The 21,324-nt window shown below is 73.6% G+C and carries 14 protein-coding genes and 1 pseudogene; 3 read left to right on the top strand and 12 right to left on the bottom strand.

Annotated elements, in window-relative coordinates:
- Window positions 1-17: 17 nt before the first annotated feature.
- Both IE207_RS06475 and IE207_RS06470 read right to left on the bottom strand, forming a co-directional pair.
- Window positions 18-707: a LuxR C-terminal-related transcriptional regulator gene (locus IE207_RS06475; protein WP_190183595.1), complete on the bottom strand. Its 690-nt coding sequence runs from the start codon at window positions 705-707 to the stop codon at window positions 18-20.
- Between the two features lie 11 nt (window positions 708-718).
- Window positions 719-2,008 (bottom strand): ATP-binding protein, encoded by a 1,290-nt coding sequence (locus IE207_RS06470; protein WP_190183051.1) that lies wholly within the window; start codon window positions 2,006-2,008, stop codon window positions 719-721.
- Window positions 2,009-2,139: 131 nt separating this feature from the next.
- Between IE207_RS06470 and IE207_RS06465 the strand changes: the two genes are divergently transcribed.
- Complete coding sequence (locus IE207_RS06465) at window positions 2,140-3,450, top strand: PspC domain-containing protein (RefSeq protein WP_229873404.1); 1,311 nt, start codon at window positions 2,140-2,142, stop codon at window positions 3,448-3,450.
- Entirely contained in the window at window positions 3,437-3,661 is a 225-nt protein-coding gene (locus IE207_RS06460; RefSeq protein ID WP_190183049.1) for a hypothetical protein, read from the top strand. Before IE207_RS06465 ends, IE207_RS06460 begins: the two co-directional genes overlap by 14 nt.
- Here the strand turns inward: IE207_RS06460 and IE207_RS06455 are convergent.
- The 4 genes from IE207_RS06455 to guaA form a co-directional block, all read right to left on the bottom strand.
- Complete coding sequence (locus tag IE207_RS06455; protein ID WP_190183048.1) at window positions 3,607-4,110, bottom strand: DoxX family protein; 504 nt, start codon at window positions 4,108-4,110, stop codon at window positions 3,607-3,609. The genes IE207_RS06460 and IE207_RS06455 overlap by 55 nt on opposite strands.
- 19 nt (window positions 4,111-4,129) lie before the next feature.
- Complete coding sequence (locus IE207_RS06450; protein ID WP_190183047.1) at window positions 4,130-5,395, bottom strand: hypothetical protein; 1,266 nt, start codon at window positions 5,393-5,395, stop codon at window positions 4,130-4,132.
- Between the two features lie 94 nt (window positions 5,396-5,489).
- Window positions 5,490-6,305, bottom strand: coding sequence for a class II aldolase/adducin family protein (locus IE207_RS06445; RefSeq protein WP_190183046.1), 816 nt, complete (start codon window positions 6,303-6,305; stop codon window positions 5,490-5,492).
- A 146-nt stretch (window positions 6,306-6,451) separates the two neighbouring features.
- Window positions 6,452-8,035 (bottom strand): glutamine-hydrolyzing GMP synthase, encoded by a 1,584-nt coding sequence (gene guaA, locus IE207_RS06440; protein ID WP_190183045.1) that lies wholly within the window; start codon window positions 8,033-8,035, stop codon window positions 6,452-6,454.
- A 358-nt stretch (window positions 8,036-8,393) separates the two neighbouring features.
- On the opposite strand from guaA, the pseudogene IE207_RS06435 reads away from it, so the two are divergent.
- Window positions 8,394-8,666 (top strand): annotated as a pseudogene (locus IE207_RS06435) (chorismate mutase); the annotation flags it as partial.
- 348 nt (window positions 8,667-9,014) lie between these two features.
- Here the strand turns inward: IE207_RS06435 and IE207_RS06430 are convergent.
- From IE207_RS06430 to IE207_RS06405, 6 genes are all read right to left on the bottom strand, one after another.
- A complete protein-coding gene (locus IE207_RS06430) occupies window positions 9,015-10,655 on the bottom strand; it encodes a peptidase (RefSeq protein WP_190183043.1) in 1,641 nt (546 codons plus the stop codon).
- 188 nt (window positions 10,656-10,843) lie between these two features.
- Entirely contained in the window at window positions 10,844-12,637 is a 1,794-nt protein-coding gene (locus IE207_RS06425) for a GMC oxidoreductase (protein WP_190183042.1), read from the bottom strand.
- Window positions 12,638-12,661: 24 nt separating this feature from the next.
- Window positions 12,662-14,293, bottom strand: a complete 1,632-nt coding sequence (locus tag IE207_RS06420) for a succinic semialdehyde dehydrogenase (protein ID WP_190183041.1) — start codon at window positions 14,291-14,293, stop codon at window positions 12,662-12,664.
- A gap of 125 nt (window positions 14,294-14,418) precedes the next feature.
- Window positions 14,419-16,035, bottom strand: coding sequence for a serine/threonine-protein kinase (locus IE207_RS06415; RefSeq protein WP_190183040.1), 1,617 nt, complete (start codon window positions 16,033-16,035; stop codon window positions 14,419-14,421).
- Between the two features lie 125 nt (window positions 16,036-16,160).
- Window positions 16,161-18,566, bottom strand: a complete 2,406-nt coding sequence (locus tag IE207_RS06410) for a serine/threonine kinase C-terminal domain-containing protein (RefSeq protein ID WP_190183039.1) — start codon at window positions 18,564-18,566, stop codon at window positions 16,161-16,163.
- Between the two features lie 116 nt (window positions 18,567-18,682).
- Window positions 18,683-21,187, bottom strand: coding sequence for a protein kinase domain-containing protein (locus tag IE207_RS06405; protein WP_190183038.1), 2,505 nt, complete (start codon window positions 21,185-21,187; stop codon window positions 18,683-18,685).
- Window positions 21,188-21,324: the final 137 nt, after the last annotated feature.

Genomic DNA, 21,324 nt, shown 5'->3' with positions numbered 1-21,324 from the left:
CCGCGGCGGGCGGCCCCTCACACCAGGCGGCGGGCCGTCGCCCAGCGGGTCAGCTCGTGCCGGTTGGAGAGCTGGAGCTTGCGCAGGACGGCGGAGACGTGCGATTCGACCGTCTTGACGGAGATGAACAGCTGCTTGGCGATCTCCTTGTACGCGTACCCGCGCGCGATCAGCCGCAGCACCTCGCGCTCGCGCTGGGTGAGCCGGTCCAGGTCCTCGTCCACCGGCGGGGCGTCCGTCGAGGCGAACGCGTCGAGCACGAAGCCCGCCAGGCGCGGCGAGAACACCGCGTCGCCGTCCTGCACGCGGAAGACGGAGTCCACCAGGTCGGTGCCGGTGATGGTCTTGGTGACGTAGCCGCGCGCACCGCCGCGGATGACCCCGATGACGTCCTCGGCCGCGTCCGACACCGACAGCGCCAGGAACCGCACCGGGTTCTCGGCCGCCGCCATCAGCGGGGCGCAGCGCCGCAGCACCTCCACTCCGCCGCCGCCGGGCAGGTGCACGTCGAGGAGCACCACCTCGGGGCGGGTGGCGGTGATGACGGTGACGGCCTGGTCCACGTCGGCCGCCTCGCCGACGACCTCGACGCCGGTCCGGGCGGTGTCGCCGATCTCCGCCTGTACGCCGGTGCGGAACATCCGGTGGTCGTCGACGAGCACCACCCGGACGTTCCTGGTCCGCCGCGCCCCGCTGTCCTCGGTCATGCCGCCCTCTGTCATGCCGCCCTCTCCATCTCCAGCTCGACTTCCGTGCCGCCGTCGGGCGCGGACCGCAGCCGTGCGGTCCCGCCGTTGCGCCGCATCCGGCCGATGATCGATTCTCGTACGCCCATGCGGTCGTCGGGTACCGCGTCGATGTCGAAGCCCGGCCCCCGGTCGCGTACGGACACGAACACCGTGCGGCCCTCGACTTCCGCGTAGACCTGAACGGGCCCGCCGTCGCCACCGTACTTGGCGGCGTTGACCATCGCCTCGCGCGCGGCCTGGACCTGGGCGGCCAGCTTCTCGTCGAGCGGGCAGTCGCCGACGACGACGACCTCGATGGGGACGCCGTGGTGGTCCTCCACGTCGGCGGCGGTCTTCTTCACGGCCTCCGCCAGGGTGGCGGGTTCCTCGGCCTCGTCCTTGCCGGTGCCCTCGGGCTTGTACAGCCAGTTCCGCAGCTCCCGTTCCTGGGCGCGGGCGAGGCGGCGCACCTCGCCCGCGTCATCGGCGCCGCGCTGGATCAGGGTGAGGGTGTGCAGCACGGAGTCGTGGACGTGGGCGGCGACCTCGGCGCGTTCCTGGGCGCGGATGCGCATCAGGCGTTCCTCGGAGAGGTCCTGGGTCATCCGGATCAGCCAGGGCCCGGCGAGCAGGGCCGTGCCCACGAGGACGGCGAGGGCGGCGGTGAGGACGTTGCCCAGCTGCGCGGCGGAGCCCCGTACGACGATGAAGACGGTCAGGCCGACTCCGACCAGCGCGACCCCCGCCAGCGCCCGGCCGACCTGGAGCAGGCGCTTCTGGCGGCCCGCGGCGGCGCTCCAGTGGGCGCGGCGGGCGTTGTCGGCCTGCCGCCACACAAGGACGACTCCGGCGCCGACGAGCAGCGTCGGCCACACGTACCGGCCGTTGGAGCCGCCGACCCGCAGCTGCGAGAAGTAGATGGCGGCGCCGGCGCACAGCGCGACGAGGGCGGTGACCTGGCCCTTGTCGGGCTTGCGCAGGCGCCGGGTGCCGTCCGGGAGGATCTCGAAGTAGGAGCGGTGTCCGGTGCGGCCGCCCACGCCGAGCGGTACGAAGACCCAGAACGCCGCGTACAGCAGCACGCCCAGGCCGTCCCCCCACATGAACATGGCGAGGAACACCAGCCGGACCCAGATCACGGGCAGTCCGAGGTGCCCGGCGAGCCCGCGCGCGACGCCACCGAGCATCCGCCCGTCGGCGCTGCGGTACAGCTTGCGGTGCGGGGTGTCCTCGGGGTCCTTCGGCGCGTTCGGGATGCGGGGGGCGGCGGCTACGGGCATGTCACCGATGGTCACACGCCCGGGGGCCCGGGGTCATCAGGGCGTTCCCCCAGTTCAACCCGGGGGATATCAGGGTTGTCCCAGGGTCGGGCCGGATGTCACGGGCCCGGACGGCCCGTCACCATGGACCCATGACCGAAGTACACGACTCCCCGCCGGCCGCCGCCGGGGCCCCCGCCCCGGACGGACGTCCTGCGCTGCGCCGCAGCAAACGCGACAAGGTCCTCGCGGGCGTGTGCGGCGGGCTCGGCCGGTATTTCGACCTGGACCCGGTGGTGTTCCGCATCGTGCTCGGTGTCCTCGCGGTCACCGGAGGCGTCGGTCTGATCTTCTACGGGTTCGCCTGGCTGTTCCTCCCGCTGGACGAAGAGGAGGACTCCGAGGCGAAGAGGCTGCTCACGGGCCGGGTCGAAGGGGCGACGCTGGCGGCGCTGTTCGCGGCGCTGGTGGGATGCGCGCTGTTCCTGTCGATGCTGGACAACGGCGGCCTCGCGGTCTTCTCGATCCTCGTGGTGCTGGCGCTCGGCGGGGCCGCCTACTGGTCCAGGCGCCACCGCGCCATCGCCCCGCCGGAGCCGGCTTCGCCCGAGGCCCAGCGGTCGGCGGCCGCCCACCGGCCGGTGCCACCGCCGGAGACCCAGGCGCCGCCGGTGCCCGGCAGTCCTTCCTGGTGGCGGGATCCGCTGGTGAAGGACGGCACCACCGGCCCCGTCGGCTCGACGGGCTACCTGTGGGGGCCCGACGACAGCGCCGTCCCGAGCGGTCCGGCCCCGGCGGCCGCCGCGCCCGAAGCCCGGGCGGCGGCCCGGTCGGGCGGGATCGGCGGCCGGGTGTTCGTGCTGGCGCTGCTGGCGGGCGGGAGTTCCTGTGCGGCGGTGTGGCACGGCAGCACCCTCTCGCACGCCCTCCAGGTCGCACTGGCCGCGGCGCTGGCCGTGTTCGGGCTGGGCCTCGCGGTCTCCTCCCTCAAGGGCCGCACGGGCTTCGGCACGATCCTGCTGTCCCTGATCACCGCCGGACTGCTGGCGGGGGCGGCGGTGCTGCCCCGTGACGTGAGTACGGACTGGCACGACGTGCGGTGGCGGCCGGCCGCGGTGGCCGACGTACGGCCGGTGTACTCCTCGGGAACCGGGCTCGCCACCTTGGACCTGAGCCGCCTGGACGTGGCGAAGGGCAGCACCCTGAGCATCCGGGCATCGATCGACGCGGGCCGGCTCAAGGTGGTCGTGCCCCGCGAGGTCACCACGAAGACCGACATCTCGATCCGGGTGGGCGACATCCGGCTGCCCGGCGAGACGAGCCGGGACGTGCGGATCAAGAGCGGTGGCGAGACCCGGCGGGCGACCCTGCCCCCGGCCGCCGGCACCGAGGCCGGCGGGACGATCGAGCTGCACCTGGATGCGGGTGTGGGACAGGTGGAGGTGGCCCGTGCGGCGTCATGAGTTCCAGCCGGGACGGCTGATCGCGGGGCTGGTGCTGCTCGCGGGGGGCGTGCTCTACCTGCTCGACGCGACGGGCGAGACCGACGCGCCGTGGTACGCCGTCGTCCCGCTGACGATCGGCGGTTTCACCCTCGCGGCCCTGGCCGGGCTGGTGAGCTACGCCGTACGCCGCGACCGGCGCGAACGCAGCAGCGCGTCCAGCGACAAGTAGGGCGCCCCGGCGAGGATGAGCGGCAGCCAGGCCATCAGGTAGGCCAGGTCATTGCCGTAGTAGTACGGGGAGACGGCCCAGGAGACCGTGAGCCACAGGCTGAGCGAGATCAGCGCACCGCCGGTCGCCGCGAGGCGCGTCAGCAGGCCCGCGAGGACGCCGAGGCCGACGAGCAGTTCGCCGACGCCGATGGCCACCGCGAAGCCGGCGGGGGCCTTGAGGGCCAGGTCCACCAGGGCGGGGACCGCGGCGGTGTCCCGTACGCCGTGCATCAGCTCGCCGATGGAACCGGGGCCGGAGGCGGACAGGAACGCGGAGTCGGTCAGCTTGTCCAGACCCGCGTAGACGAAGGTCGCGCCGAGGAAGATCCGCAGCGGGAGGAGCGCGTACCGGGCGGCGCGGTCCCGCAGGCCGGAAGGGGCGGCGGAAGGGACGTCAGTTCGGGTCACGTCCCCATGTGTACCCGGTTCACTCGGCCACGTCGATGGTGCAGCGGTTGGATTCCACTCCTGCGGCGGTGACCACTTGGATCTCGACGCGCCCGGGCTCCACTTCCGCGGGGACCGGCACCGTCAGGACGGTGTCCGACGGGTTGGCGAAGCCGCCCGCCACCGGCACCAGCGGGACGTGTACGTGCACGGCCCCGATCCGCACCACCAGCCGGGCCAGCATCCCCGGTGTCTGCGCCCCGGGCGGCACGAATCCCACGCCCCGGATCTCGATGTCGTCGCCGGGGCGGACGGCCGAGTCCAGGTCCCCGGGCTCGCGTCTGCGCACCACCGACAGCACCAGCGGACGGCTGCCCTCCGCGTACTTCGCCGCGAGGTACACCGCCGCCGACAGCGCCACCAGCAGCGTCAGCGCCCACGGGAGCCTCGGCAGCCGGTCGGGGAAGCGGGCCAGCGACACCGCCGCGAAGGCCAGCACCACCGTGGAGACCAGCACGTACTGCGCGTCGGGGAAGCTCCCCCGCCCGGAGTCGTCGGTCAGCAGGTCGGCGCCGCTCGGGTGGTCCGCGGGCAGCTTCTGGAGCCGCTGGCCCATGATGCGTACGCACACCACCCGGCGCACCAGTACCGCCACGCCCGAGGTCAGCGCGAGCACCGCCAGCAGCGGCAGGGCCCGGCCGAGCGCCAGCCCCTCGTACAGGGCCCGGCGTTCGGGCCCGGGCGAGGAAGCGGCCAGGCGCAGCGCGGGCAGCAGTGCGGCGAAGGCGGTCAGCACCAGCCAGGCGATCGGTACCGCCTTCGACGTGGACAGCCGGTTGTCCTCGCCGACCAGCGGGGCCAGCAGCCCGCCGCGCAGCGACTGCGCCCGGGCGGCGAGGGTCAGCAGCCCGGCCAGCACCAGCGCCGCCAGCAGTCCGGCGGTGCGGGCGGTGGACCAGCCGGTGCCGAGCGCGGTGCCGATCTGCACCACCAGCAGCACTCCGGCGGCGATCCACAGGGTGAGGACGGCCCGCCGGGAGAGCAGGTACAGCCAGGAGTGGCCGGCCTCGCGGCTTCGGTCGGCGACGGTGCGCGCGGACAGGGTCAGCTCGTCGGAGACCCACTGCCGCGACGCTCCGGCGGAGCGGGCCACCGCGGCCGGCAGCCCCTGTCCGGCGGCGAACTCCTCCCGCTTCTCCAGGAACGCGGCGACCGCGCGCCGGTGGCCCTCCCGTGCGCCGTGCGGGCAGTCGTCGCAGGTGCAGGTGCCGCCGTGGGTGCTTCGGGGGATCTCTTGGACAGCCACGTGCGTGCCGCCTCTCTGAACTTCGGTGCAATGCCAGCGAATTGTGCACCACTGCGGCAGTGCTCCGGATTGCGCACGATGTCAGAGCAGGTGATTAACCGTTCATGATGTTGACGTCACTCGTCTGGCGGCCCTCCGCTCCGCGCGGCGGGGGCGCGGGCGCCACCGTCTGCCGCAGCGGCTGGTAGCTCACCCAGGCGGCCAGGTCCGTACCGAACCGCTCCCGCGTCGCCACCGCCGCGCGGTGGTCGATGGGCACCGGTTTCCCCGCCGCCCGCGCGATCAGCTGCACCTGCGCCGCCCGCTCGGCGGCGATGAACCACCACAGCGCCGCGTCCACCGAGTCCCCGACCGTCAGCAGGCCCCGGTTGCGCAGGATCAGCGCCTTGTAGGGGCCCAGCGCGCGTCCGATGCGCGCCGGGTCGTCCGCCCCCGCGAAGGCGTCGACCAGCGCGTGGTCCTCGTAAAAGGCGCAGGCCTCCTCCGTGATCGGGGCCAGCAGTTCACCGAGGCTGGCCAGCGCCCGGCCGTACGGGGCCTGCGTGCGCACGACGGCCACCACGCCGGGCCGCTCCCGGTGGACGGCGGCGTGCACGGCGAAGGCCAGCTGGTTCACGCGCTGCTCGCCCCGCAGCACCCGGCCCTCCCCGTCGACCAGCAGCAGGTCGTCGGGGGTGAGCGCACCGAAGGCCCGCCCGAAGGGGTTCACCCAGTAGCAGTCCTCGAACTCCGGGTCCCGTACGGAGACCTGCCCGGCCACCCCGTCCTCGTACCCCAGCCGCCCCAGCAGCCGCAGCCCCTCGGCGAGCCGTTCCCTCCGGTGCGCCCGGGTCTGACCGGCGGTGGCGAAGACGGGCGGCATCGCGAAGCCGAGCCGCTCCGCGGGCACGGGTACGGGTCGCTCGGCCACGGCCCCCTCCTTCGTCTCGGGGTCGCGGCGCAAGGTACCGGCGGCCGCCCGAAGAGGCCATACACGCGGCGGAGCCGCCGCCCCCCGAAGGGAACGGCGGCTTCGTCAGGCGCCTCGGGCGGGCCCGCTCCGACGGGAGAGGGGGCCTACTCCCACTCGATGGTGCCCGGCGGCTTGCTGGTGCAGTCCAGGACCACGCGGTTCACGTCCGGCACCTCGTTGGTGATCCGGGTCGAGATCCGGGCGAGCACCTCGTACGGCATGCGCGTCCAGTCCGCGGTCATCGCGTCCTCGGACGACACGGGGCGCAGCACGATCGGGTGGCCGTAGGTGCGGCCGTCGCCCTGGACGCCCACGCTGCGCACGTCCGCGAGCAGGACGACCGGGCACTGCCAGATCTCCCGGTCCAGGCCGGCCGCGGTGAGCTCCTCGCGGGCGATGGCGTCGGCCTCGCGCAGCAGGTCCAGGCGCTCCTTGGTGACCTCGCCGACGATGCGGATGCCGAGGCCGGGGCCCGGGAAGGGCTGGCGGTGGACGATCTCGTCCGGCAGGCCGAGCTCCTGGCCGACCATCCGGACCTCGTCCTTGAACAGCTGGCGCAGCGGCTCGACGAGCTCGAACTCGATGTCGTCGGGGAGGCCGCCCACGTTGTGGTGGGACTTGATGTTGGCGGTGCCGGTGCCACCGCCGGACTCCACGACGTCCGGGTACAGGGTGCCCTGCACCAGGAACGCGACCGCCGGGCCGTCCTCCTGGAGGATCTCCAGCTGGGCCTGCTCGAAGACGCGGATGAACTCGCGGCCGATGATCTTCCGCTTGGTCTCCGGGTCGGAGACGCCGGCGAGCGCGGTCAGGAAGCGCTCCTGCGCGTCGACGACCTTGAGCTGGACGCCGGTCGCGGCGACGAAGTCCTTCTCGACCTGCTCGGTCTCGCCCTTGCGCATCAGGCCGTGGTCGACGTACACGCAGGTCAGCTGGGAGCCGATGGCCTTCTGCACGAGGGCCGCGGCGACGGCGGAGTCCACGCCGCCGGAGAGGCCGCAGATGGCGCGCTTGTCGCCGACCTGCTCGCGGATGGCCTCGATCTGCTCCTCGACGATGTTGCCGGTGGTCCAGGTGGGCTTGAGGTTCGCGCCGCGGTAGAGGAAGTGCTCCAGCACCTGCTGGCCGTGCGTGGAGTGCATGACCTCGGGGTGGTACTGCACGCCGTACAGCTTCTTCTCGTCGTTCTCGAACGCGGCGACGGGGACGACGTCGGTCGAGGCGGTGACGGAGAAGCCCTCGGGGGCGGCGGAGCAGGCGTCGCCGTGCGACATCCACACCGACTGGTTCTCGGGGGTGCCCTCGAAGAGGGTGGAGCCGGGCTTGGAGACGGCGAGCGGGGTGCGGCCGTACTCGCGGGCGCCGGTGTTGTCGACCTGCCCGCCGAGGGCGGTCGCCATCAGCTGGAAGCCGTAGCACATGCCGAAGACGGGAACACCGGCCTCGAAGATGGCGCTGTCGAGCTGGGGGGCACCCTCTTCGTACACGGACGACGGGCCGCCGGAGAGGATGATCGCCTTGGGGTCCTTGGCCAGCATCTCGGCCACGGGCATGGTGCTGGGCACGATCTCGCTGTAGACCCGTGCCTCGCGGACGCGGCGGGCGATGAGCTGGGCGTACTGCGCGCCGAAGTCGACGACGAGAACGGTGTCCGGGGCGTCGTGGGCGGCGGAGGGTGCTTCTGGCACGGGGGCGGCCTTCCGGCGGAGAAAAGGTGGCTGTTTTGTCGATTCTAACGGGGGCCGCACCCCCTGGTTCGTCGTACCGTCCGAAGGCCCGCAGCGGTGACGCACGGCGATGCCCCGCTCACGGGACGCGCCGCGCGGCCGTCTCACCATCCGGGCCGCTTTGGCCGCGAGGGGTGCGGATGGTAATAATCCGTCCCATGCGCAAGCAGCTGAGCTTCCTCTTTACCTATGGCACCGGCCGGTCCGGTCGCCATGGGTCCTCGTGATGCTCGCTTGAGCCGCTGACTTCCCAGAGCGCCCCGGTCCGACAGGACCGGGGCGCTCCTGCGTTCCCGCTCCTGACGGCACGACCCACAGGAGAACCGCCATGACCACGATCACCACCACCCCCGAGCAGCTGATCGCCGACTCCCGCGAGCGCATCGACGCGATCGACGACCGGATCATCGGCCTGATCCAGGAGCGGATGGCCGTCTCGACGGTCATCCAGGAGGCCCGGATCACCTCCGGCGGCCGACGGGTGCACCTGTCCCGCGAGATGGAGGTCCTCTCGCATTGGAGCGACGCCCTCGGCAAGCCCGGTACCTCGCTCGCCATGACCTTGCTGGAGCTGTGCCGCGGCCGCGTCTGAGCCCGCGGCGGCCGGTCCGGCGGGCGGCCGTTCTTCACCCGTCCGGAGCGTGACCGGCCCCGCGGGCCTTCGTTGATGCCGGTGTCCGCGCCAGCCAGGCGCGGGCCGGCACCACCACGCGTGGCTCCACGGGAGCGATGAGACGTACCGCCCGACGGGCGTGCGTCGTGGGACCTCGCTCCCGCGCGTGACCGGACGGCAGGAGACAGCAGCCCGGTCACCCCGAAAGGACGGCCGGCCCGGGGGACGCCCCGGACCGGCCGTTCTCACATCATGCCGTTCACGCCTTCGCGGCGCTCAGGCCTTCATGGCGCTCAGGCCTTCTCGGCGTTCGCGCCGCAGGGACCGCTAGCCGCGCACGCCCCGTCGGCGGACGGCCACGTACAGCGCGCCGCCCGCCGCGACCAGCGCCGCCGCGCCGACGGCGATCGGCCCGACCGTGCTGCCGGTGGAGGCCAGGTTGCCGCCCTGCGCGGTGGTTCCCGTACCGGCGGTGGACGCCTTCGCCGTGGGCGAGGCGCTCGCCGACGCGCTCACGCTCGCGCTGGGCGTCGGGGACGGGCTGCCGCTCGTCGACGGACTGGGGCTCGGGCCGGTGCCCGTACCGCCCTTGGCGTTGATGACGACGGCCGCGGTGTTGTCGCCCGCGTTCGGGTCGAAGGCGTGCGGCCGGGGCGCGCTCGTGCCCCAGTCGCCGACGGTGACGGAGCCCTTCGCGTCCTCCACCACCTTCTCGATCAACAGGTCGAAGGGGTAGACGACCTTCTCGTTCTCGCTCACCCGGTTGCCGAGCGCGCACTCGTAGCGCGGGGCGCCCAGCTGCTCGGCGCGCTTGGTGCCGTCCGCGTCGACGGCGAGGCACTCCTGCGGCTTGCCGGTGACCTTCGCGCCCTCGGGGACCACGACGACCGTACGGGCCAGCGAATCGGCCGGGTTGGCGGCGTGGATCCAGGCCGGGCCCTTGTTCTCGAACACGAACGCGGTGGAGAGGGTGTCGCCCGCCTTGCCCTTGAGGGACACCGGGCTCGTCGTGAAGTCGGCGGTGTTCTCGGTGTGGAACGCGAACTCGCGCCGGTTGTCCCCCGGGTTCAGGTCCGAGGCACGCAGCCCGGGCGCTGCCGGGGCGCTCTTGGCAGGGCTCACGCCCAGCTTCCGGCCGGCCCGGGCCTTGCCGCTCGACGCCGCGGCCTTCGGCTCGTCGCCGGCCGGGTAGATGCCGTAGCGCAGGACGTCGTCGTAGGCGTGCGCGGTGGCCTTGATGTGGAGCGGGCTGTCACCGGCCAGCTCGTAGGCGGCGCCCGGAACGAAGTCGCCCTCGACGGAGCACAGGACGGTGGTCAGGTCGCCGGCGGTGCGGGTACGGCAGTTGTCGTACGTCTCGACGAGCTCCATGCCGCGCGTGGTGCCCAGCTCCAGGACCACGCCCTTCGCAGCCTGCGTGCCCTCGTTGGCGAACACCAGGGGCATGGGCTGGCTTTCGCCGGGCCTCAGGTCCTTCTTGAGCTTCATCTCCCGCATCACCAGGTCGGGGCCGCCGACGCTGACCTTGGTGGTGAGGGGGGTGACGGTGGCGCCGGGGACCTTGCCCGTCACCGTGATCTCACCCGTCGCGCCCTTCGCGGCCCCCTTGGCGGCGGCGACGTCCAGTTCGAGGCTGACCGGCAGGCCCTTGTAGGCGCAGAGCAGCTCGCCGTCCTTCTCGGTGCACTGGTGCGAGGAGTCACTCGCGTGGTCCCTGACGGTCGCGACCCCGGCCACCTTGCGCAGGTCGACCGTGAACAGGCCGGCGAAGGGTGCGCCGGTCGCGGGGTGGTCCAAGGTGATGCTCAGCCGCTGCTCCCTGGCGCCGGAGCCGTCCACGGGCAGCGGGAGTTCCAGGGCGGAGGGGCCGACGAGGGGGAAGACGGGTTCCGCGGCGTTCGCGGGAACGGCGGCGGTCCCGATGGCCAGCAGGCCGCACGCGGCCAGCAGGGCGATGCGCTTTCTCATGTCCCCCTTGACCCCCGAGTGCGGGGTCCAGTTGCCCGCGCCGCCGTGTGATGGACACCACAGTCGCCTTGCGGGGATTCCGCTACAACCTTCTGCGTCGGCCGCCGGTCACTCATGTGTGATCGGCGGGTACCGCGCTCGGAGGGGGAGCGCGGTGCCCGCCGCTGTCGTACCGCGGGCCTGTGCCGTCAGTGCTCGGGTTCCGTTTGCCGCGGAGGAACCTTCGCGGGGACCTCGGGCACCGCGAGGAACGGCAGCCGCAGCGCACCGAAGGCCTCCTTCGGGACGGCCGGGGCGACCGGTTCCACCGCGGCGAGCCGGACGTATCCGGCGCCCTGCGCGGGGCGCGGGTCGGGCTCGCCCTTGTTGGGCCAGTACGACATCGCCCGCTCCGCCTGCGCCGTGATCGTCAGCGACGGATTGACGCCGAGGTTCGCGGAGACGGCCGCGCCGTCGACCACCGAGATGCCCGGGTGCCCGTACAGCCGGTGGTAGGGGTCCACGACGCCTTCCTCGCGGGAGGCGCCGATCGGGCAGCCACCGAGGAAGTGCGCGGTCAGCGGGGTGCCCATCAGTTCTCCGACGTTGCTGCCGGGGAAGCCGTTGATCTCCTCTGCCAGCAGGGTGGCGGCTTCGGTGGCTTCGGCGATCTGAACCGGGTTGGGGGCTCCGTGGCCCTGGCGGGCGGTCAGCAGGCCCTTGCCCGGGCCGACGGGCCGGCGGTACGTGGTCAGGGAGTTGTCCAGCGACTGCATGACGAGGCCGATGATGGTCCGCTCCGACCAGCGGCGGTTGGAGAGCGAGCGCAGCAGCTGTGCCGGGTGGGTGGCGGTCCGGGCGAACCAGGCCCGTACCCGGTGCTTGTGGTGCGGGACTTGGAGGATGGTCAGGAACCCCATGGCGTTGGAGCCCTTGCCGTAGCGGACGGGTTCGATGTGGGTGTCCGCGTTGGGGTGCACCGACGAGGTGATGGCCACGCCCTTGGTGAAGTCGGCCCGGGCGGCGGCGCCGTGGCGCCTGCGGTAGCGGCGGTCGTCGGTCTGGGCGCCGACCAGTCCCTCGGAGTTGGTACGGGTGAGGTCGCCGAGCCGGTCCGAGATGCGGGGCAGTTCGCCGCGGTCCTTCATCGTGTGCAGCAGGGTCTGGGTTCCGTACGTGCCCGCGGCGACGACCACGTATCGGGCGCGCAGCACCCTGGCCGCGCCCTTGCGCCGGTTGTCGGTGGGGACGGTGCGCACGCGGTGGCCGCCGTCGGGGTGTTCGGAGAGGGCGGTGACGGTGGTCATGGGGTGGATGACGGCGCCCGCGCGTTCCGCGAGGTGGAGGTAGTTCTCGGCGAGGGTGTTCTTGGCGCCGTGGCGGCAGCCGGTCATGCACTCGCCGCATTCGGTGCACGCCTTGCGGGCGGGCCCGGCGCCGCCGAAGTACGGGTCGGGAACCTCCTCGCCGGGGCGGACCTTCCGGTGCCCGTCGGCGTCCTCGCCGTCCCCGAAGAAGACGCCGACCGGGGCCATGTGGAAGGAGTCCCCGACGCCCATCTTCTCCGCGACGGCCTTGAGGTGGACGTCGGAGGGGGTCATCGTCGGGTTCAGCCGTACGCCGAGCATCCGCTTGGCCTGGTCGTAGTACGGGGCGAGTTCCTCGCGCCAGTCGGTGATGGACGCCCACTGCCGGTCCTCGAAGAAGGCGGCGGGCGGCACGTACAGGGTGTTGGCGTAGTTCAGGGAGCCGCCGCCCACCCCCGCGCCCGCGAGCACCATCACGTTGCCGAGCAGGTGGATGCGCTGGATCCCGTACAGCCCGAGCGCCGGGGCCCACAGGTAGTTGCGCAGGTCCCAGCTGGTGCGGGGCAGGCTCTCGCGGGTGAAGCGGCGTCCTGCCTCCAGGACGCCTACCCGGTACCCCTTCTCGGTGAGCCGCAGTGCCGAGACCGACCCTCCGAAGCCCGATCCGATGACGATGACGTCGTAGTCGTACGACACTGCCGTGCCTCCCAATCGGTGCTGCTAGCGCAGGCGGAGAGCCTTCATGATCTTGAGGCTGCGGGTCATGAACTCGGCGTACTTCTCGTCGTCCATGCCGAGGGAGGGCGCCATCGGCAACAGCCGCTGGTGGGCGACGGTCTGCGCCTCGGTGTACTTGAGGATGCCCTCGGAGCCGTGCCTGCGGCCGAGGCCGGATTCCTTCATGCCACCCATGGGCGACTGGGCGCTGCCGTAGGCCGGTGCGTAGCCCTCGTTGATGTTGACGGTGCCGGTGCGCAGGCGGGCGGCGACGGCGTGGCCGCGGCGGGCGTCCTTGGTCCACACGCTGGAGTTGAGCCCGTACGGGGTCGCGTTGGCCAGGGCGACGGCCTCGTCCTCGTCGGTGAACCGGTAGAGGGAGACGACGGGCCCGAAGGTCTCCTCCCCGCACACCGCCATCGGGGCGTCGACGCCGTCGAGGATGGTCGGCTCGTAGAAGAGCGGGCCGATGTCGGGGCGGGCGACGCCGCCCGCGACCAGGGTGGCGCCCTTGGCGACGGCCTCGTCCACGTGCCGCCGTACGGTCTCCAGCTGACGTTCGCCGACGAGGGAACCCATGTCGGCGCCGTACGCGAGGGAGTTGCCGAGCCGCATGGCCTTCGTGCGTGCGGCGAAGCGCTCGACGAACGCGTCCGCGACCGAGGCGTGGACGTAGATCCGCTCGATGGAGATGCACAGCTGGCCCGCGGAGGAGAAGCAGGCTCGGACGGCGCCCGCGGCGGCCTTCTCCACGTCGGCGTCGTGCAGGACGAGCATGGCGTTCTTGCCGCCGAGCTCCAGGCTCACGCCGACCAGGCGGGCGGCCGCGCCCTGGGCGACCTCGCGGCCGGTACGGGTGGATCCGGTGAAGGAGACGTAGTCGGCGTGCCGGACCACCTCGGGGCCGACGACGGGGCCCTCGCCGAGCACGACCTGGAACACCTCGGCGGGCAGTCCCGCCTCGATCAGCAGGTCACGGGCCCACAGGGCGGTCAGCGCGGTCTCCGTGTCCGGCTTCATGACGACCGCGTTGCCGGCGACGAAGGCGGGCAGCGCGTCACCGACGGACAGTTCGAGGGGGTAGTTCCACGGGGCGATCTGGCCGACGACACCGCGCGGCTGGCGCAGCTCGGTGACCTTGGTCAGCGTGGGCATCGCCCCCGTGTGGCCCTTGGGCCGCAGGTAGGAGGCGGCCTTGCGGCCGTAGTGGCGGGCGCCGACGGCGACGGCCTGGACCTCTTCGTGGGCGTGCAGGCGCGCCTTGCCGGTCTCCAGCTGGATCAGGTCGAGCACCTCGGCCTGCCGCGCCAGGACCAGGTCGTGGAAGCGGAGCAGGACGGCCGCGCGCCGGCGCACGGGGACGGCCGCCCAGGCGGCCTGTGCCGCGCGGGCCCGGTCGAAGGCCGTGGCCACGTCCTCGGGGGTGGCCTCGGGCAGGTCCGCGAGCCTGTCCCCGGTGAAGGGCGAGTGGTTGGCGGTACGGCCGGAGCCGATCACCCCGCGGGTCAGCCGGGCGACCAGATCGGGGGTCACCACGTCGGCCGCGGTGCGGGCTCCGGCCGGGGCGGCCGCAACCGGGTTCGTGGGCCGGGGCGCGGAGCGGAGGGGGGCGGCGGGGGCCTGCGAGTCCGTCATGGCGGTGAGCGTATGCCGCCCCGGGGCCTTTGGGTACCCGTGGGTAACCGGATTTTGCCATTTATGCCAGTGCCCGCTGGCAGGGTGACCGGCCGACGCGGGTCCGGCGGCCGGCCGGCTCCGGTTCAGCCCCGGTTCGCGGCGGGCTGCCAGCCGCTGAGGACTGTGTCGAACTGCTGCCGGGTCGTCGCCCAGTCGGCCGCGGGCCCCGACATGTACACCGCGTACTCGGTGTTCTCGGGCGACACGTACATCTGCTCGATGGCCCGGCGCGGCCCGGCCTGGGGGCCCTTCTCGGTCCAGCTGAACTCCCACAGGGCCGCGTGCGTGGTGTTCCGGAAGGTGTTCCCGTGCAGGTCGTGGCGCTTGTAGTCGGTCCGCTGGCTCACCTGCTTCTCCAGTTCGAGCTGGTGCATGTACGGGTTGTCGTAGTCCGGGGTCTTGTCGACGGCGATCCGGATGAAGTGCTTGCCGCCGTCCGGCGTGTAGTCGATCTGGTCGCCGTCCATCCGCCGCGACCAGTCGTTCGGCACGAACAGCGAGAACCCGACCGGGTCGACGACCTTCTTCCAGCCGGACGGCGGCACGACGGCATCGTCGTCGGCGGCCGGCTGCCCGTCGGGGGCGCTCGCGTTCTTGTCCGAGCCGCCGCCCTCGGTATCCCCCGTCAGCTTGAGCACGCCGAAGACCCCGCCGCCGCCGAGCAGCGCCGCCACCAGGGCGACGACCGCGGCCCGCCGGACCCGCCCGCGCGCCGGGTTGCCGGGCAGCGGGCCCGGCCCCGCCGGGGGCTGTTCGGCGAGGTGGGCCGTCCCCGTCTCGGGCGCCCGGTCCTCGCGCGCCTCCTGCGCGGGGGCCAGTTCGTCGGAGGACACCGCGCGGGTGGGTACGAACGCCTGCGCCGCCTTCGGCTCCCGGCCCTCCATCGCCTCCAGCAGCATCCGCTCGGCCTCCTGGGCCGAGGGCCGCTCGGCGGGGTCCTTGCGCAGCAGGGCGGTGATGACCGGGCCCAGCGCACCGGACTGGCGCAGCGCGGGCGGCTCGTCGTTGACGACGGCCTGGAGGCTGGAGATCGGCGACGTACGGCGGAACGGCGAGCGCGCCTCGACGGCCGTGAACAGGGTCGCGCCCAGCGACCACAGGTCGGAGGACGGGTCGGGGGCCCCGCCCGTGACCCGCTCGGGGGCCAGGTAGTCGATGGAGCCGACCAGTTCACCGGTGCGGGTGATCGAGGAGTCCCCCTCGATCGCCGCGATCCCGAAGTCGGTGAGCAGCACCCGGCCGTCCTTGGCGAGCAGCACGTTGCCCGGCTTCACGTCCCGGTGCAGCACGCCGACCGCGTGCGCCGCACGCAGGGCGCCCAGCACGTGCAGCCCGATCCGGGCCGCCTCACGGGGCTCGATCCGGCCCGCCGCCTTCGCGGCCTCGGCCAGCGAGGGGCCGTCGATGTACTCCATGACGATCCACGGCCGGTCGTCGTGCTCCAGCACGTCATGGACGGTGACCACCGCCGGGTGCTGGATCCGGGCGGCCGCCCGGGCCTCCTTCTGCGTCCGGGCGTGCAGGACCTCGCGGTCCGCCTGCGCGACGTACAGACCCGCCGTCAGTTCCTTGACGGCCACCGTCCGGTGCAGCAGCTCGTCATGCGCGCGCCACACCTTGCCCATGCCGCCGCTGCCGATCGGCTCGACGAGCCGGTACCGACTCGCGAGCACCGCGCCCGCACCTGTCTGCTGTTCCACGAAACCCCGCCACTCTGTGCACCTCGGGCCAGATTACGGAGCACCCGGCCGATGCTCCCACCACGCGGGGGCGGTGAGACAGCACTGTGACGCAATCGCCGTACTGACCACCCGTCAATCAGCGTTCAACCGCCGGTACGGTAACTCGCCGTGGCCTTGTCGAAGACCTCGGTCACCTTGCCCTCTTCGTCCTGCGGACCGGTCACCAGCACCACGTGGTAGCTGCCGCCGAGCGCGACGACGAAGTTGCGCGCGACCACGGACCGGCCGGTGCCGTCGATCCACGTGTACCGGCCGGTGGCGCGCAGCTGGTTGCCGACCTTGGTGGTCTTCACGTCACCGCCGCTCGCCCAGGTGGAGGAGCGGTACGGGGACAGTTCCGGCTCCTTGTCCTTCTGGTACGTCGCCGGGTCGGGACTGCCCTCCACCTTGTCCCGGCCCGGCACGACCGTCAGCGTGAACTGGCCGTCGGTGTAGCGGACCTGACCCGCCTCGTTGATGCCGCGCCGCTCCCAGCCCTGGGGGACGGCGATCGCGAAGTGCTCGGGATCCTGCTGCGTCGTGTACCCGGGCGGTGCCGGGACGTCGGTCTGCGGGGCCGGCTTGGACTCGGGGCTGCCCGAGGGCGTGCCGGCGCTCGCCTTGGGCGGTGTCCGGCCCGGGGCGCTCGTCGCGGGCGCGCCCGTGGCGGCCTGCGGGGGCTCCTCCGTCTCCGGGCCGGCCGAGCGGGGCATGAACAGCACCGCGTACGCCACCGCCGCGGCGAGGACCGCGAGGATCCCGACCAGCAGGGTCCGCCCCAGCGAGCGCGGGGCGCGGGCGGTGTCCGCGCTGCGGTGGCGGCCGTGCAGCTCACCGCGTCTGCGCACGACGGGCAGCCGTGCCGGGTCGGGCTCCGCCATCGCCGGCATCCCGAAGCCGGCGTCCGGTTCGGGCGCGGAGCGGACCAGCGAGCGCAGCCAGCCGCGGAGTTCCTCGAAGTCGGGCCGCTCGGTCGGGTCCTGGCGCAGCAGCGACTCCACGACCGGGCGCAGCGGGCCGCACTCCTCGGCGAAGGCGGGCGGCTCCGCGCACACCATCTCGACCAGCTCGCCGACGCTGTCCTCGGGGTACGGGGCGTGGCCCTGCACGGCGCGGTACAGCAGCGCGCCGAGCGCCCACAGGTCGGTGGCCGGGCCTACGGGCGGGGCCAGCTGCCAGTGGCCGTGCACGGGGCCGGCCTGTTCGGGCGCCCACCGTTCGGTGACGGCCCCCACGACGGCCATCCGGGTCTGCCGCGCGCGCTCGGCGTCGAGGCCGGTGCGGGGGCCGCCCCCGGCCCAGCCGGGGGCGGCGGCGGCGGTCTGCGGGGCCGGCCGGGTGTCGGGGCCGGGGTGGGTGTCGGGGCCGTCGACGTCGGGGGCGTCGGCCTGGCGGTAGCCCTGGGGCAGGGCGAGCTGCGCGGGCAGCGCCGCGGGCCGGGCCGGGGGCAGCTCGGCGGGTCCCGGCCGGGGCGCGGTCGCGCGGGGAGTGGCGCCGTGCCAGGACGCGGCGGCGGTGTCCGGGCCGCCGTACGGGTACGAGTACCCCTGCGGCAGGTTCGACCCATCGGGGAGGGCTTCGGGCAGGGCTTCCGGCACGGCTTCCGGCAGGCCCGCGGCCCGGCGTTCCTCGATGACCCGGGCGGCGGCGGCCCGCGCCCCGGCCCGGTAGGCGGCGATGGTCCCGGCGCGCGCGGCGGCCTCCCGGTCGGCCCCGTTCTGGGGCGCCTGGGTACGGGCGTCGGGGCGGACGTGGTCGGAGTACCGCGGTCCGGTGTCGTACCCCGGCGCCACCAGCGGTGCGTAGACGGGCGCGTAGGGCTCGGTCCCGCCCTCGGGGACGGGGACGGGGGCGGGGGCGGGGGCGGGGGCGTACGGCTCGTCGGCGCGCTCACCGCCGGCCGGGGCCTCCCACTCCGTGCCGCCGCCGCCGGGATCCTCCGGGACCGGGTCGTACCCGCACAGGGCCTCTTCGGCGGCGCCCGCCGCCAGACCCGTCAGGACGACCCGCCCGTCCTCGCATATCAACACGGTCCGGACCGTGATGTTCCGGTGGGTCCAGCCGTGGGCGTGCAGCACCCGCAACGCGGTCAGCACGTCGGAGGCCACCTCCGCCGCCCGGTAGGGGCTCAGCGGCTCATCGGCGATCAGCGCGGCCAGCGGCCTCGCCGGGACCAGCTCGCTCACTATCCACAGCGACCCGTCCTCCGCGAACACGTCGAAGACCTGGTCCAGCCGCGGATGGTCCGGCACCGAAGCCGCCGCCTGGGCCGCGGCGATCGCGCGGCGCACCGCGGGGAGTTCCCCCGGAGCGCGCCGTCCGTTCACCGGCCCGCGCGTCCCGTCGAGCAGTTCCGCGTCCACGACCTCCGGCAACGGCACCTGCCGGACCAGGACTTCCTGTCCGCTGCGCGTGTCGAAGGCCCGCGTCTCGACCAGCTCGTACTCGTCCGACGGCGGCAGCGGCAGACGGTAGCGGTCGGCCAGGATCCGCCCCGCGTAGTCCTCCACTCCGCCTCCCCCGAGTGCGCGCCGGGCCCCTTTGGTACCCGTGGACACGATACGTCGCCCGAGGCGCCCGCGTCCCGGGCCTGAAGAGGCCCGCCCCCGCCGGGGGACCACCGGGCTCAGCCCAGGGGCTGGAAGGTCTGGAACGCCGCGTTGCGCAGCTGGGTGCACTCCGGCCCGTCCCACTGGTCCGCGGCGCAGCTGATCATGATGGCGAAGCCGTGGTTGGCGTCGGCCCTGAACCCCCGGTCGAGCACCCGGACCCGGGTGCCCTGCTGCTCGCGTTCGAACTCGTAGTCGGCGACGGTCGGGTAGCCGCGGTAGTCGACGGTTTCGAGGCGCAGCATGCGGTAGCCCTTGCTGCTGGACTTGACGCCCGAGGCCATCTCGACCCAGGCGGCGCGGGCGTCCGTGCCGGGGCTGTTGGTGAAGTCGACCTGGACGCGCGGGAAGCCGCCGTCGCGGCTGTAGATGACACCGGAGTTCTCGCCGGCGATGCCGGTCTGGTGGAAGCCGTCCGGCATGGCCATGGAGAAGTGGAACCGGACGTCCGTCACCTGGGCGTATCCGGCCGGGAGTCCCCCGCCGCCCGGCGATCCGGGGGGCGTCCCCTGACCCTGCCCCTGGCCCTGCCCTTGCCCCTGGCCCTGTCCCTGCCCCTGTCCGGAAGCACTGGTATTGGGAGTCGGGGTCGGAGTGGGCGGCGGGGCCGAATTGGCGGCCGGGGAACCGTTCGAGGACCCGTGGGGCGACGGGGTCCTGGATGCCGACGGCTGCGGGCCGCCCTTGCCCTCGTTCTTGTGCGCGGCCGTGTCGTCACCGCTGAACGCGTAGGCGATCAGGGAACCGACCAGCGCAAGCACCACCACCAGCCCGGCTATCGCCAGGGCTATGGTGCGGCGCGGCATCACATCCGTCAGCGGCGCCACGGCCTTCGCGGGCCGCGCGGGCGGCGCCGCGGCGGCCGCGGCGGCGGCGGCCGCTGCCTTCGCGGCGGCTGCTGCCTTGCGGGCGGACCCCAGCGCGGCGCGGGCCCGCTCCCGCCGCTCCCGCTCGCGTTCCTTCTTCTCCGCCTTCTCGGCCTTCTCGGCCTTCTCCGCCTTCTCCGCCTTGTCCAGCGCGGCCTTGGTGTCGGCGAGGGATATGGCGCGCGTCTGCTCGACGGCCGGGGGCAGCACCTCCGCGACGGGCTCCGGTTCCGGGGCGTCGATGACGGCGGTGAGCATGGCCCGTGCCCGCGCGTCGTCGAGCCGCTGGGCGGGGTCCTTGGCCAGCAGTCCGTAGATCACCTCGGTCAGCGGCCCGGCGTTCTTCGGCGGGTCCACCTGCTCGGTCATCACGGCGGTGAGGGTGGCGAGCGCGGAGCCCTTGTCGTACGGGGGCACTCCCTCGACGGAGGCGTACAGCAGCCCGCCGAGCGACCACATGTCGGCGGGCGGCCCGGGCTTGTAGCCGCGTGCGCGCTCGGGGGAGATGTAGGAAGGGGCGCCGACGAGCATGCCGGTGGAGGTGATGGACGGGTCGCCCTCGACCTGGGCGATGCCGAAGTCCGTGAGCACGACGCGGCCGTTGGCGGCCATGAGCACGTTGGACGGCTTCACGTCGCGGTGCAGGATGCCCTGGCGGTGGGCGGCGCGCAGCACGTCGAGCACGGCGAGTCCGACCTCGGCGGCGCGACGCGGGGTCAGGGTGCCGTGCTCGCGTATGAACTCCGCGAGCGAGGGCCCTTCGATGAGCTCCATGACGATCCACGGCCGGGCGTCCTCGTCCACGACGTCGTAGACGGTGACGGCGCCGCCGCTGCGGATGCGGGCGATGGCTTTGGCCTCGCGGAGGGTACGGGTGATGAGGCGGCGCTTCTCGTCCTCGTCGACGCCGTTGCCGAAGCGGAGTTCCTTGACGGCGACCGTCCGCCCGAGGACCTCGTCCTCGGCACGCCACACGGTCCCCATCCCGCCCTTCCCGAGCACGGCCCCCAACCGGTACCGCCCGGCCAGCAACCGTCCCCGGTCCCCGACCTCCTTCCCGGCCGCAGCCGCGGGCTCCGCCTTGTCCCGCGCTTTCGCCGCACCGTCCGCAGGCGCACCCTGCGCGGCGTCAGCGGACTTCCCGGGCGCGGGCTTACCCACGACGGGGGTCGACTTGTTCAGGTCCGCCTTGGCAGCGCCCCCAGCCCCCCGCGGCTTCGCCGCACCGTCCTGCACGGCCTCGGCACCCGCCGACTCGGCGTCAGCCGACTCCACCGGCACGCGCTTCCCCGCCCCCGGCGCCGCCTTGTGCAGGTCCGCCTCGGCAGCACCCCCGGCGCCCTGCGGCTTCGCCGCACCGACCGGAGCGTCCGCAGGGGTCGCCTGCGCGGGCTCGGCATCCACCGACTCCGCGTCAGCCGACTCCACCGGCACGGGCTTCCCCGCCACCGGGGTCGTCTCGTTCGGGTCCGCGCCCGCGGCCCGCGGCTTCGGGGCCTTCGGCCCGGGCGCGGGCCGACCCGCTGCCGAGTCCGGCTTCGCCGCGGCAGCGGGATCCGCGTCGGCGTGCTCGGACCCCGCCCTACCCCGGGCCGGCTTCGCGGCGCCAGCGCCAGCGACACCGGCAGGCGATTCGGTGTGATCCGGCTTCGACATGCGTCCCCTCTGCGTTCGTGCAGCCTGCCCCGGCTGCCCCGGCAGCCGCCGGGGGGCACGGTAAACCGCCCCGGCAGAACCCTCATTGTTGCTCACTCCGCAACGGACGGACGCCCCGGGTCCGCGGTTCCCCCTCC

It is taken from the genome of Streptomyces cirratus (genome assembly GCF_014650775.1).
Taxonomy (GTDB): Bacteria; Actinomycetota; Actinomycetes; order Streptomycetales; family Streptomycetaceae; genus Streptomyces; species Streptomyces cirratus.
The sequence above is the reverse complement of the archived record's forward strand: the minus strand, read 5'-3'. Positions and strand labels throughout refer to the sequence as shown.